We start from the raw sequence: 13,743 nt of genomic DNA, 5'->3' as shown, positions 1-13,743 counted from the left end.
TTATTACGGAATCGCTCTGGATTTAGGACTTTTAAAATTGTTGGGTTAAAAGAAAAATTTAATATATTCTTTTAAACTCTTGTTCGTTTTGATGAAATTTTGTCAATTTGAGTGAATTTTATGATTAGAGTGAGTAAAATTGCAGAAAGCATAAAAATTAAAACTTCTTAAGAAGCCTTTAATAAAAAAAATCACTCAAACTAACACTTTAAAACTATTTTACATTATAATGCTCAACAGGTTATTTTTAATAAATAAGTACAGATTTACTATTTAAATACTATGAAAGGTTTTGTTTTAATGTTGTTATGCTTACTCTTTACATCATCTTTGTTTACACAATCTTTGCACGTAAATTTTGGATTTTTAGTAAAAGCTAAAATTCAGCTAGGTAACCAAAATCAAGCACTTAAGGTAAGTGCAAATACATTAATTGTTGGGCAATACAAGAATGTTTCTTTAGAAAGTGGCTTGTCTTTTTTTTCTGGTTATCTTTTTAAAAAGCATAATATAAAAACTAAAGGGTTTCATTATGGTTATGATGTTTTTCTATTGTCTGGAATAGGAAATAACAATAATTTATTAGGATCATCTTTTTTTGAAGATCCAATTTTATTGGGAAAATCTAAAGAAAATCAACGCTTTTACGGATTGGGATTTGGATTTGAAAAAGAGTTTTTACCGCAAGATGTGTCTGATTTTAATCAGCGCTTAGGAAAATTTTTGATACGTTTAAGTCAAAGAAATCAATCTTTTAACGTACAATTTAAAAACGATTTTAGAGCAGGTAAAATTTTTAACGGACAAGGCACAGATTTTGGCGCAACAGGTAGTTTAACAATTAGTTATAGTAACATAGAAAACCTTTTGAATGCGTATTATTTAGGTGTAGGTCTTTCTTTATTTACACCACTACAAGATTATAGTAAAACACCAAATAACCCCATAAATTCTGACGATGGAAGCAAAAATGTATGGCATTTACAAGAACCACATACCAATACCTTTTACGCAAATGCTTTTGTGTTTGGGGGTTTTGTTACTTCTCATTTTTCTAGTGCATTAAAAGTAGGGGTAAACTCTAAAAAAATAGGAGCTTATGTTCAAAATAAACTGCATGATAGTTTTGGTTTAAATCCACGTTTTCCATGGGATGTAGCAGCAAAAGACAAATTGTTTATAGAGTGGAGTGCTTTAACCTTTAGTACATTACAAACAAATGATTAAGCAGTTCTTTTTTCTTGTAATTTTAGTTTTGTTTCAAGGTTGTAAAACCTACAAACGTTCTTTTGGCATTACTCACACTAATGTGTTGCAAAACAATGTTTGTAAAACATATCGTTTAGATCTCTCTAATCAAAATTTGAATGAAGTCCCCAAAGGTTTTTATGAGTTGCAAGCACTAAAAATGTTGAACATTTCAGGAAATAAAAAACTGAATTTAGAAACAGTTTTTCAACAAATACAACGTCCAGAAAAGTTAGAGGTTTTAATTTTAGATAGTTTAGATATAAAAGAACTCCCTAAAAATATTCAACGTTTTGTTAATTTAAAACACTTGTCTTTAAATAACAACCCATTACTAGATTTAGAAAAGACTTTTGAGCTTGTAAAGTTTTTACCTATCAGTTTTTTAAATTTACAACACAATAATTTAACTACAATTACAACACAAATTACAAAACTTTCATCTCTTAAAGCAATAAACTTATCTCATAATCAAATAACATCAGTAGAAACCTATCAAAATTTAGGAAAACTATCGTCTTTAAAATCGTTATGGTTAAATTATAGTCAGCTCCAAAATCTTCCCAATGAAATTGGAGAAATTAGCTCTTTAAAAAACTTATATTTAGAACATAATTTTTTAAAAGATCTTCCTAAAACTATAAAAAAATTACTAAAATTAAATGTTTTTCATGTCGGGCACAATAATTTTGATGCGTTACCCATTCAGCTCATCCACATGCCAAAACTTATTTTATTACACATAAATAATTGTAAAATTAAAACAATTTCTAACGACTTTGCTACTTCAAAAATCTCTATTAAAGGTATTGTTTTAAACAACAACCAATTATCTAGTAGAGAGCAAGAAAAATGGAAAAAAGAGTTCAGCGCATTTTTTATTGCATCATTTTAATATCCTTATTATATAACAAAAGCAATAAATAATTTCTTTAATCTTAAACTTTGATTATTTTTATGCTCATCAATCCAAATCTATTTTTGGGTTTTTTAGAATTAAAAATAATGAGTCAACAAGAAGAGTTTTATAAGTATATTACTGAGGGTTATCAAGCTAAAGGTGATTCAATTAACTTAGGTGCAGCCATGTTGGGAGAACAAACTATTACCAATGCCATTGTAAAAGTTCCTTTAAAAACATTAAATAGACATGGGTTAATAGCAGGTGCAACAGGTACCGGAAAAACAAAAACACTACAGGTATTAGCAGAAAATTTATCAGAAAAAGGAATTCCTGTATTGTTGATGGACATTAAAGGAGATTTATCTGGGTTGGCACAACCAAGTACTGGTCATCCAAAGATAGATGAACGTCATGCCAAAATAGGATTTTCTTTTGAAGCTAAAAAATTTCCTATAGAAGTACTTACAATATCAGAACAAAACGGAACAAGAATGAGAGCTACAGTCTCAGAATTTGGTCCTGTTTTGCTATCAAGAATTTTAGATTTAACCGAAACGCAAAGCGGAATTGTAGCTATTATTTTTAAATATTGTGATGATCATAAATTACCATTATTAGATATAAAAGACTTTAAGAAATTGTTACAATTTGTAACTAATGAAGGTAAAGAAGAGATACAAAATGAATACGGTAGAATATCTACTGCAAGTACAGGAGCAATTTTAAGAAAAATTATAGCTATAGAACAACAAGGTGGCGATTTGTTTTTTGGCGAAAAATCTTTTGATGTAGAAGATTTAGTTAGAATAGATGAAAACGGAAGAGGTATTATTTCTGTCTTACGGTTAACAGATATTCAAGACAAACCTCAATTGTTCTCTACGTTTATGTTGCAATTGTTGGCAGAGGTGTATGAAACTTTTCCAGAACAAGGAGATGCTGGTAGACCAGAACTCATTATCTTTATAGATGAAGCACATTTAGTGTTTGATCAAGCATCTAAAGCCTTATTAAATCAAATAGAAAGTATTGTAAAGTTAATACGATCTAAAGGTATAGGCTTGTATTTTGTAACCCAAAATCCTAAAGATGTTCCAGAAGATATTTTAGCACAATTAGGTTTAAAAGTACAACACGCTTTAAGGGCATTTACGGCAAAAGATAGAAAAGCCATTAAGCTAGCAGCAGAAAATTATCCAGATTCTGCATATTATGACACCAAAGAAGTATTAACTCAATTAGGAATTGGAGAAGCATTTGTTTCTGTCTTAAATGAAAAAGGAATTCCAACACCATTAGCAAGAACCATGTTACGCGCGCCAATGAGCAGAATGGATGTGCTAACAAGCAAAGAGTTACAACAAGTTATAGACAACTCTAGATTATATCATAAGTACAATCAAAATTTAGATAGAGAAAGTGCGTATGAAATGTTAAATCAAAAAATAGAGCAAATCAACAAAGAAGAAGAAAAAGAAATCAAAGATGCAGCTGCAAAAAAAGAAAGAGAGCGTAAAGCTAAAGAAGAAGCAAGACGCACAACTTCAAGATCAAACTCTCGTAGAACAAGCACAAGACAAAACCCAATAGTAAAAGTACTAACTAGCGCTACATTTATAAGAAGCGTGTTTGGTATTTTAAAAAAAGTAATGAAATAACAAAAGGAAAAAGAACGTTAATACAAAGAATACAAAATTAAAATGAACAAAAAAAATATCTTAAGTACCATCATTGTTTTTACATCATTACTTATAATTAGTTGTAGCAATAATGACAAATTTGAAATAGAAAAAGGTAAAGTTGGCAAGCTAACTACAACAACTAAAATAGACCAATTAGATGCTATTTTTAAAAACGATTCTATCGTAAAAAACCTAAGCGAAGGTGCTCAGGGTAATAATTATTTTCAAGAAGATGATGAATATTTGATTTATGAAAAAGGAGGGAAGTTACTGTTAACCATTATGCCAAAAGAGCAGTTAGATTCTACTTCTACCATAAAAAGTATCGAAATTCATGACCCACGTTTTATCACAAATTCTGGTGTTAATTTAAACGCTAGTTTTTCAGAGATCAATTCAAATAATACCATTAATAGAATAGAGCGTACATTTTCTTCTGCAACACTTTTTATAGACGATTTTAATGCAACAATAACTATAGATAATGAAGAGTTAGGCTTAAAAGATTTCAATACTCAAAAGGTAACCTTAGCTCAAATTCCAGATTTAGCTAAAATGAAATCTTTTACAGTTTGGTTTCATTAGGGCGTATTTTGCTATAATGCAAAACCGCGCTTTCGTTACTCGCTTTTTTAAGGTTTTTTCAAACCTCTAAAAAGAGCTCAAACACGCCACTCAATCGCTTACGCAAATAGTTACCCAGTATGAAAAAAAAATATACCCTTCAAAAATCACCTTTTATAGTCCCTACAACAGACGGCAAACTCATAGAAGAACATTTTGGAAACGCAACAGATAAAAATACTCAAGTTAGTATTGCACATATGGTAGCTTCTCCAGGTTGGAGTGAACCTTTTCAAACCCCAGAGTTTGATGAATATACCTACATCATAAAAGGTAAAAAACAGTTTACTATAGAAGAAGAAATTGTAATTTTAGAAGCAGGACAATCTATTAAAATAGAAAAAAATACTAGAATACAATATGCTAACCCATTTGAAGAAGAATGTGAATACCTTGCCATTTGTTTACCCGCTTTTTCTATAGATTTGGTACATAGAGAAACCATGTAGTGCAGATGCTGAAATCTTTTTTCATATGCATTAAACATAATATGCAAAGCGTTCATATAAATATATTTTTAACTTACTTTGCATAAAATTTATAATATGAAAGATATTATTGCCCCCAAAACCATTAGACAAGTATTTGTACTTCTATTAATTCTCTTTATAAGTATTTTAATATTTAGAGAATTATTGCCTTACCTATCAGGTGTTCTAGGAGCAATTACTATTTATGTATTGCTAAGAAAATGGATGGTGTTTCTCGTTAAAAAAAAATGGAACCCAGATTTAGCGGCATTTACCTTAATGTTGTTTTCTTTTGTCTGCATTTTATTACCCGTAACAGGTGTTATTTTAATGCTAGGAAGTAAAATTACAGATGCAGTTACAAATTCAGAACAATTAGTTACCGTTTTAAGAGAAAGGATTTTAAAGATAGAAAACAAGTTTGATTTTGAAATCTCTTCAAAAATAGATACTTCTCAAATTTCATTTTGGATTACAGAAAATTTAGAAGGCTTTGCAGGCGGTACTTTTAATGCGTTTTTAGCAATTGCGCTTATGTATTTTTTATTATACTATATGCTAACAAATAGAGCAGAACTTAGAAATTCTTTGTATGAATACATTCCTATTAGTGAAAAAAACTTAAAAATTATTGGTGCAGAATCTCAAGCTATGGTGCGTTCTAATGCCATAGGAATTCCATTAGTAGCTGTTGCACAGGGTATAGTAGCACTTATTGGTTTTTTAATTTTTGGTATAGACAATCCTTTTTTCTGGTTTGTTATAACAATAGTAGGTTCTATGATTCCGTTTGTAGGTACCTTGGTAGGTATTTTACCTGTTTTTATTTTAACCTTAGCATCAGGAAATAACTTTTCTGCTTGGGGTATTCTAATTTACGGCTTTGTAGTGGTAGGGTCTACAGATAATTTAATACGATTGTTAGTGCTAAAAAAATTAGACAATGTTCACCCATTAATTACACTAATAGGCGTTATTGTAGGTGTACCTTTATTTGGGTTTATAGGGCTTATTTTTGGTCCCTTATTAATTAGTTTATTTTTGGTAATTGTAAGAATTTATAAAAAAGAATTTGGGCAACAAGAAGAAAACAAAACACAATTGTAGTTTTTTTGTAATCTAAGAAGTTGTTGGTAATTTTCTGTTTTTCTTTTTGTCTATATAGTGTCTTAATACACCACCTTTAACTGTATTTACATCAAATTCAACTATAAAAGCATTTTCGTCTATTCCTTCTACAATTTTATACATTTTTTTAATATCAATTCTATTTACTATAGAATGTATAATATCAAAATCTTGTGTTTTGCCCTTATATCCGTAACCAGAAGCACCTTTGTAAATGGTTAAACCAACTCCAAGTTCTTCTAGTATTGCTTTTTTTATTACTGCATTTTTCTGAGATACTATGGTAACTCCAATGAAATCTTCAAAGCCCTCAATTACCGTATCTGTTACTTTTGCAGCAATAATGTAGGTTAAAATGGAATATAACGCAATTTCTATAGATTCTACAAAAGCTGTAACACCAAATAGAATAATATTAAAAAGCATTACAATTTTACCAATACTTAAGCCAAATTTATCGTTTAAATATATACCAAGAATTTCAGACCCGTCTAATACAGATCCGTTTCTAATTGCAATTCCAATTCCAGAGCCTACTAGTAATCCTCCAAAAATAGAAATCAACAATTTATCGTTTGTAATGGTTTGAAAGTTTTCAAAATGAATAAATAGTGCTACTCCCAAAATACTGATAATAGATTTTATGACAATACGCTTTGCTACCGTAAAATACCCGAGAATTAAAAACGGAATACTAAATATAATTAGCAAATAAGACATGTTAATGTCTACTTGAGTTCTAACCAATAAAGCTATACCTGTTACACCTCCATCTAAAAACTTATTGGGTAGTAAAAATGCTTTTAAGCCTAAACTTGTCAATACTATACCTATAAATATTTGAAAATACTCAGAGAAATATGTAATGACTTTATTTTTGCTCATCTAGTTAACGTTATGATTTCTTTGGCGAGCCAATAAGGTGTTTTTTAGCAGCATTGCAATCGTCATAGGACCAACACCACCAGGAACAGGTGTAATATATTCAGATTTTTTGGCTACTTCATCAAAAGCAACATCACCCACCAATCTAAAACCGTTCTTTTTAGAAGAATCTGCAATACGAGTAATACCAACATCAACAACAGTAACATTATCTTTTACCATGTCTGCTTTTAAAAACTCAGGTATTCCAATAGCAGCTACAACAATATCTGCTTGTAATATAATTTCTTTTAAGTTTTTAGTTCTACTATGGCACATGGTAACTGTGGCATTACCTACTTTTCTTTTTTGCGAAAGTAAAATACTCATTGGGCTACCTACAATATGACTTCTACCTAGAACAACAACGTGTTTACCAGATGTTTCAACATTATACCGGTCTAATAATTCTAAAATTCCAAAAGGAGTAGCAGAGATAAAAGTGGGTAAGTTCAAAGCCATTTTTCCAACATTTGTTGGATGAAAACCATCAACATCTTTATCAGGATCAACAGCCATTAAAACTTTTTGTTCATCTATGTGTATAGGTAACGGAAGCTGAACAATAAAACCGTCAATATCTTTATCTACATTTAAAATAGCGATTTCATTTAGCAAATCATCTTCTGTAGTCTCTTCTGGTAGTCTAATTAAAGTAGATTCAAAGCCAACTCGTTCGCAAGCTTTTACTTTTGCATTTACGTATGTTATACTAGCGCCATCATTACCAACAATAATTGCTGCTAAGTGAGGTGTTTTAGCTCCTTTATTTTTTAAATCTCTAACTTCTAAAGCAATTTCTTCTTTTATGTCTGCAGCTGTTTTTTTACCGTCTAATAGTATCATAGTTCTTAGTGTTCTGTTTTTGTTATGTAGAATAATTAAAACAAGATTATCGCATTCCTTTCATCATTTGCATCATTTTTCTGCCACCACCACCTTGCATCATCTTCATCATTTTACTCATTTGATTGAATTGTTTCATCAATTGATTTACTTCTTGAATAGAAGTTCCAGAACCTTTAGCAATACGTTTTTTCCTACTGGCATTTATGCTAGAAGGTGTGCTTCTTTCTGAAGGAGTCATAGAATGAATAATTGCTTCAATTCCTTTAAAAGCATCATCATCTATATCTACATCTTTCATAGCTTTTCCTGCGCCAGGAATCATTCCTACCAAATCTTTCATGCTTCCCATCTTTTTGATTTGTTGAATTTGACTTAAAAAGTCATCGAAACCAAACTGATTTTTAGCAATTTTTTTCTGAAGTTTTCTTGCCTCTTCTTCATCGTATTGATCTTGTGCTCTTTCTACCAAAGAAATCACATCTCCCATACCTAAAATACGATCTGCCATACGATCTGGATGAAAAATATCAATAGCATCCATTTTTTCTCCAGTACCAATAAATTTGATGGGTTTGTCTACAACAGATTTTATAGATAATGCAGCACCACCTCTGGTATCTCCATCTAATTTGGTTAGAACAACTCCGTCAAAGTTTAGAATATCGTTAAAAGCTTTTGCAGTATTTACAGCGTCTTGACCCGTCATAGAATCTACAACAAATAAAGTTTCTTGAGGTTGAATAGCTTTATGAATATTAGAGATTTCTGTCATCATTTCTTCATCAACCGCTAAACGACCTGCTGTATCAATTATCACAACATTTTTACCGTTTGCTTTGGCATGCGCTATTGCATTTTTAGAAATTTCTACAGGATTTTGGTTACCTACTTCTGCATAAACTTCAACCCCAATTTGTTCTCCAACAACTTGTAATTGATTTATTGCTGCAGGTCTATATACATCACAACCAACTAATAGTACTTGTTTGGTTTTTTTAGTCTTTAAAAAGTTAGCTAATTTTCCTGAAAAAGTAGTTTTACCAGAACCTTGTAATCCAGACATTAAAATTATAGTTGGAGATCCTCCTAAATTTACACCAACGGTTTCTCCTCCCATTAATTCAGTTAGTTCATCTTTAACTAACTTTACCATTAACTGCCCAGGATTTAACGTTGTTAGTACATCTTGACCAATAGCTTTAGTTTGAACTTTTTTTGTAAACTCTTTAGCAATTTTAAAGTTAACATCAGCATCTAATAAGGCTCTTCTTACTTCTTTTAAAGTTTCTGCTACATTTACCTCAGTAATTTTTCCATGCCCTTTAAGGGTGTGTAAGGCTTTATCTAATTTATCGCTTAAATTATTAAACATAATTTGTGTTCTTTTTTAGGAAGCACAAATATAAGGATTCAGAAGGATTTCTATAAGTATTGTAGGTAGTTTTTTGCTTATTCAGACTTTAAAAATATGCTAATCAAAAAGTTGATAATGTGAATTATGATAGAAAAAAAGAATATTAAAAATGATAATAGAATAATGAGTTTACTATTTTCATTTGTTAAATCTATCTCTAAGTTAGATGCCCCCAGAATCCAGTTCCAACGGTTGCTGGTAAAAACAAGAATTAAGGAAACGGTTTGTAAAACTAAATGTATTATAGTTAACCACTTTTTTGGTGGTCTGTTAGCCCAATGTAATGCATAATAATTAATACCAATCATACAGAAAAAAATGGCTGAAAGAAGATAAAATTGATTGTTACTAACAACAAAGTAACTATCATGAATATTTAAAACAATATCTCTTTTAGTGTAAGTGAGTGCAATAATTATAAAAATAGGAACCAGCCAAAAGAAAAAAAGAAATGGTTTAGCAATTATTTTTTGAAACATTTACATGTATAAATAGTAGTAATACTTGGTAGAATTCATATAGTGAATTTAATAAAACTAATTAAAACATAGCTATTTTACTTGTATTTAATTCAAATTTAATAATTCTTATTTTGTTTTATCTTTAGGTACAAACTCTAACGCAACTCCATTGATACAATGGCGCTCGCCTGTAGTTTCTCTAGGTCCATCATTAAAGGAATGCCCTAAATGCCCACCACAAGTATTGCATTTTAGTTCTGTTCTAGCATATCCAATTTTATAGTCTATATCTAACTCTACACTACCTTTTATAGCCCTATCAAAAGAAGGCCAACCTGTACCAGAATTAAATTTATGTTCTGATTTATACAAAGGTGTTTTACATGCCGCACAAACATACGTTCCTGTTTTTTTATTAGCATTTAATGGACTTGTAAAAGCTCTTTCAGTCCCAGCTTCTCTTAAAACATAAAATTGTTGAGGTGTCAATTGCTGTTTCCATTCATTCTCAGTTTTTGTAATTTTATATTCTTTTTTATCTTTTTTGTCTTCTTGAGCACTTGTTATACAACTCGTCAAAAAAACAGCAATAAGTATCAAAAATAAGTTTTTCATAATAGTGTTTTATTTAAAGTTTAAGTCCCATTTTAAGTTTATACCTTACATTTATTATCTTAATTAAATACGTTATTTAAAAAATTAATAGAGCACATTTTTAGTTTATAAATTTATAAATTGCCATCGATATAATTATAAAACTTAAATGATGAAAAATTTAGTCATACTCTTTTTAATGATTTTTTTATTTACAGAATGTAGCACTGTACCTATAACGGGTAGAAAAAGAATAAATATTGTAAGTGATTCTCAAGTGTTACCCGCTAGTTTTGCTCAATACAATAGTTTTTTGGCAGAAAATAAAGTGTCAACAAATGCACAAAAAAACAATCAGATAAAAGTTGTTGGTAAAAACATAGCAGGTGCTGTAGATCGTTTTATGCGTGCCAATGGTATGGTAGAAGAAGCAAATTCTTACAAATGGGAGTTTAACTTAATAGAAGATGAAACTGTAAATGCTTGGTGTATGCCTGGAGGTAAAGTTGTTTTTTATACAGGAATACTACCAATCTGTGCAAATGAAGACGGAATAGCTGCGGTTATGGGGCATGAAGTGGCGCATGCTTTTGCAAAACATGGGCAAGAAAGAATGTCTCAAGGACAATTACAACAAATAGGAGGTTTAGCTGTTGCATTAGGAACATCTGGTAAAAGTGCTGAATCACAACAAATATGGAATACTGCTTTTGGTATAGGTTCTGGTTTGGGAATGTTAAAATTTAGTAGAACGCATGAACAAGAAGCAGATAGATTAGGTTTGGTGTTTATGATTATGGCAGGTTACGATGGAAGAGAGGCTGCAGAAGTTTGGGTAAGAATGAGCCAAAGATCAGGTGGAAGTTCACAACCAGAAATTTTAAGTACTCACCCGTCTAACGCATCCAGAATAAATGACTTAAGAACATATTTGCCAACAGCTAAACAATTAGCAGCTAAATATAATCAGTAGATAAATACAAATTATAGATTAACAAAATAGAATTACTATATTGTAACCGTTCAATGTTTATTTGAGCGGTTTTGTTGTAAAATAACCTGTTGTGTATTACAATGAAATATTGTGAATTTGAGTGAAATTTATACCTGCCTTTGTGGACAAACAGGTCAATAATAAAAATTTTATCTTTAAAAATAGTTCTTGGGACGATTTTTTTATCAAAAAGTCACTCGGACTGAGATATATTGAAACTATTTAAATCATGGTACCTAACTGTTTAAACTTTATTTTATGCTAAAAATAGGTGATAAAAAATTAATTAATGCTTGGGCTTTTTATGACTGGGCTAATTCTGTATACTCACTAGTAATTAGCACTGCAGTTTTTCCGCTCTTTTATGATGCTATTACAGAAGATAAAACTGTAAATTTTCTGTGGATAGAATGGAAGCATCCAGATACTTTATATAGTTATGCATTATCTTTTTCTTTTTTGATGGTTGCTTTTATGTCTCCTATTTTATCTGCTATTGCAGATTACACAGGAAACAAGCTAAAATTTATGAAGTTTTTTTGTTGGTTTGGTGGGCTATCTGTCATTTTTATGTACTTTTTTAAAGATATAAATACTGTATGGATTGGTATAATTTGTACCATTTTTGCAAGCATTGGTTTTTGGTCTAGTATTGTTTTTTACAACTCGTATTTACCCGAAGTTGCACATCCAGCACAACAAGATGCAGCAAGTGCAAAAGGGTTTATATATGGTTATATTGGTTCTATCATTTTATTGGCTGTTAGTTTGTATTTAATTATGTCTCAAGAAGACGGAGAAATGAAGTTAACTATGATGCGTTATTCTTTTGTAATGGTTGGTCTATGGTGGATTGGTTTTGCGCAAATAACATTTAAAAAACTACCTAAAAATATCCATCATAAAAAACCAGAAAAAGATTATATATGGAAAGGTTTTAAGGGATTAAAAACAGTATGGTTATCACTAAAAAATTATACTACATTACGTAATTTTTTAATTGCGTTTTTTTTGTTAAGTGTTGGTGTACAAACAATTATTTTATTAGCTACTATATTTGGTTCTTCAGAATTAGGTTTGGGTACTTTAAATTTAATTATAACCGTTTTATTAATTCAAATAGTAGCTATTTTAGGGGCATGGTTTTTTTCGAGGTTATCATCTAAAATAGGTAATGTTAAGGCAATAAAAACTACTATTTTAATATGGGTTCTAGTTTGTTTTAGTGCTTTTATGTTAGAGAAAGATTTACCAAATGTAGATTTATATTTTTATGCTTTAGGTGGTTTGTTAGGGCTGGTTTTAGGAGCTATACAATCTTTAACAAGATCTACCTACTCTAAATTGCTGCCAGATACAACAGACCATGCAACATATTTTAGTTTTTATGACGTTACAGAAAAGATTGCAATTGTTTTAGGAACATTTGTTTTTGGTTTCTTAATTTATCTTACAGAATCTATGCAATATAGTGTTTTGTGTTTGGCATTGTTTTTTGTTGCTTCTTTTGTGGTGCTAAGCACTTTGAAAAAGACAGAACATGTATATTAATTGATGTGAGTTTTAAGTAATAAATTTATATTATTCACATTAATTTTTGTCCGTTTCATTTCTAAAAAATACTCAATTTAACAGTTTTTTAGCATTGTGTTTTAAATTAAGTTCATGTTTGCTAGTAAAAAAGTTTTCGAATAGCAATAAAAACAAAGATTAGACTAGAGTAACCAATAAAAAAAGGAATGATTAGATTCTTTAATCCTAGTATTAAAAACAGGCTTATTATTAATAATTGAAAACCTAAACCAAAAGTAGAAATTAAAGTCATTAACCAATTGGGTAAAGGTTTTCCGGTAGAAGCGCTTTTGTCTAAATTATAGATAATTTTATCAAAAACACCATAAAGTAGCTTGTAAATAAAAAAGAGCACATTTACATTTTTTTGTTTTTCTCCAGGTAATGCAGTAGGGGCAGTGTCTTCAAAAACTCTACTAGTAGTATCTCCATTAAAACGGTTTCTAAGAATTACATAGTAGTAATTATAGAGTGTACCTTGCAGTTGTAGCCCACAAAAAGATAATATTGTTGCCACTACAGTACTATCTGTTAAATACCAAAGTGTTAGAAAAATAAAGAAATTTAAAATGATATCTGAAACAGAATCTAAAAAACGACCTGTATAGGAGGGGGTTTCTTTTATTCGTGCCAACTCTCCATCTGCAGCGTCTAAAATAGATTTAAAAATTAAAAAGAATGCAGCATACCAGTAATAACCTTTTATGATACAATAAACTGCTATACAACCAGAAATTACAAATGCAAGTGTTACATCTATAGGAGTAAAAGAGGTTGATTGTAAGTTCTTTGCAATAATTTTTGCGATAGGTCTTCCATAATCTGAAAGATCTAAAAAGCGATGTTTTTTGGGTAATTTAGACATAAAATGCTTTGGTA

14 protein-coding genes are annotated in these 13,743 nt (G+C 30.1%); 8 read left to right on the top strand and 6 right to left on the bottom strand.

Annotated features, from left to right (window positions below; translation table 11 throughout):
• Positions 1 to 282: 282 nt before the first annotated feature.
• The 6 genes from DUT90_RS08615 (at position 283) to DUT90_RS08590 (ending at position 6,035) form a co-directional block, all read left to right on the top strand.
• Entirely contained in the window at positions 283 to 1,227 is a 945-nt protein-coding gene (locus DUT90_RS08615) for a hypothetical protein (RefSeq protein ID WP_114426747.1), read from the top strand.
• Positions 1,220 to 2,143, top strand: coding sequence for a leucine-rich repeat domain-containing protein (locus DUT90_RS08610; RefSeq protein ID WP_114426746.1), 924 nt, complete (start codon positions 1,220 to 1,222; stop codon positions 2,141 to 2,143). Before DUT90_RS08615 ends, DUT90_RS08610 begins: the two co-directional genes overlap by 8 nt.
• 110 nt (positions 2,144 to 2,253) lie before the next feature.
• Positions 2,254 to 3,810, top strand: coding sequence for a helicase HerA-like domain-containing protein (locus DUT90_RS08605; RefSeq protein ID WP_114426884.1), 1,557 nt, complete (start codon positions 2,254 to 2,256; stop codon positions 3,808 to 3,810).
• 42 nt (positions 3,811 to 3,852) lie between these two features.
• Positions 3,853 to 4,419 carry a hypothetical protein gene (locus DUT90_RS08600; protein WP_114426745.1) on the top strand — a complete coding sequence of 189 codons (567 nt, stop codon included), beginning with the start codon at positions 3,853 to 3,855 and terminating at the stop codon, positions 4,417 to 4,419.
• 119 nt (positions 4,420 to 4,538) lie between these two features.
• A complete protein-coding gene (locus DUT90_RS08595) occupies positions 4,539 to 4,907 on the top strand; it encodes a cupin domain-containing protein (RefSeq protein WP_114426744.1) in 369 nt (122 codons plus the stop codon).
• Positions 4,908 to 5,003: 96 nt separating this feature from the next.
• The gene (locus DUT90_RS08590) at positions 5,004 to 6,035 is read left to right on the top strand and encodes an AI-2E family transporter (protein WP_114426743.1); all 1,032 of its coding nucleotides are present in this window, start codon (positions 5,004 to 5,006) and stop codon (positions 6,033 to 6,035) included.
• A 12-nt stretch (positions 6,036 to 6,047) separates the two neighbouring features.
• Here DUT90_RS08590 and DUT90_RS08585 read toward each other — a convergent pair whose 3' ends face one another.
• The 5 genes from DUT90_RS08585 to msrB form a co-directional block, all read right to left on the bottom strand.
• Positions 6,048 to 6,941, bottom strand: a complete 894-nt coding sequence (locus DUT90_RS08585; protein WP_114426742.1) for a YitT family protein — start codon at positions 6,939 to 6,941, stop codon at positions 6,048 to 6,050.
• Complete coding sequence (gene folD / locus DUT90_RS08580; protein ID WP_114426741.1) at positions 6,942 to 7,826, bottom strand: bifunctional methylenetetrahydrofolate dehydrogenase/methenyltetrahydrofolate cyclohydrolase FolD; 885 nt, start codon at positions 7,824 to 7,826, stop codon at positions 6,942 to 6,944. It lies immediately after the preceding gene.
• 46 nt (positions 7,827 to 7,872) lie between these two features.
• Complete coding sequence (gene ffh, locus DUT90_RS08575; protein WP_114426740.1) at positions 7,873 to 9,201, bottom strand: signal recognition particle protein; 1,329 nt, start codon at positions 9,199 to 9,201, stop codon at positions 7,873 to 7,875.
• A 77-nt stretch (positions 9,202 to 9,278) separates the two neighbouring features.
• On the bottom strand, positions 9,279 to 9,722 hold the full coding sequence (locus DUT90_RS08570; RefSeq protein WP_114426739.1) for a hypothetical protein: 444 nt from the start codon (positions 9,720 to 9,722) through the stop codon (positions 9,279 to 9,281).
• A gap of 108 nt (positions 9,723 to 9,830) precedes the next feature.
• Positions 9,831 to 10,319 (bottom strand): peptide-methionine (R)-S-oxide reductase MsrB, encoded by a 489-nt coding sequence (gene msrB, locus DUT90_RS08565; protein ID WP_114426738.1) that lies wholly within the window; start codon positions 10,317 to 10,319, stop codon positions 9,831 to 9,833.
• Between the two features lie 151 nt (positions 10,320 to 10,470).
• Here msrB and DUT90_RS08560 point away from each other — a divergent pair, with 151 nt between their 5' ends.
• Positions 10,471 to 11,271: a M48 family metallopeptidase gene (locus tag DUT90_RS08560; protein WP_114426737.1), complete on the top strand. Its 801-nt coding sequence runs from the start codon at positions 10,471 to 10,473 to the stop codon at positions 11,269 to 11,271.
• A gap of 279 nt (positions 11,272 to 11,550) precedes the next feature.
• Positions 11,551 to 12,843 carry an MFS transporter gene (locus DUT90_RS08555; protein WP_114426736.1) on the top strand — a complete coding sequence of 431 codons (1,293 nt, stop codon included), beginning with the start codon at positions 11,551 to 11,553 and terminating at the stop codon, positions 12,841 to 12,843.
• Between the two features lie 121 nt (positions 12,844 to 12,964).
• On the opposite strand, the gene DUT90_RS08550 is transcribed toward DUT90_RS08555, so the two are convergent.
• The gene (locus DUT90_RS08550) at positions 12,965 to 13,729 is read right to left on the bottom strand and encodes a CDP-alcohol phosphatidyltransferase family protein (RefSeq protein WP_114426735.1); all 765 of its coding nucleotides are present in this window, start codon (positions 13,727 to 13,729) and stop codon (positions 12,965 to 12,967) included.
• Between the last annotated feature and the right edge of the window lie 14 nt (positions 13,730 to 13,743).

The sequence above is a fragment of the Polaribacter sp. WD7 genome, from assembly GCF_003335085.1.
Lineage (GTDB): Bacteria > Bacteroidota > Bacteroidia > Flavobacteriales > Flavobacteriaceae > Polaribacter.
This window is presented reverse-complemented; position numbering and strand designations above follow the sequence as displayed.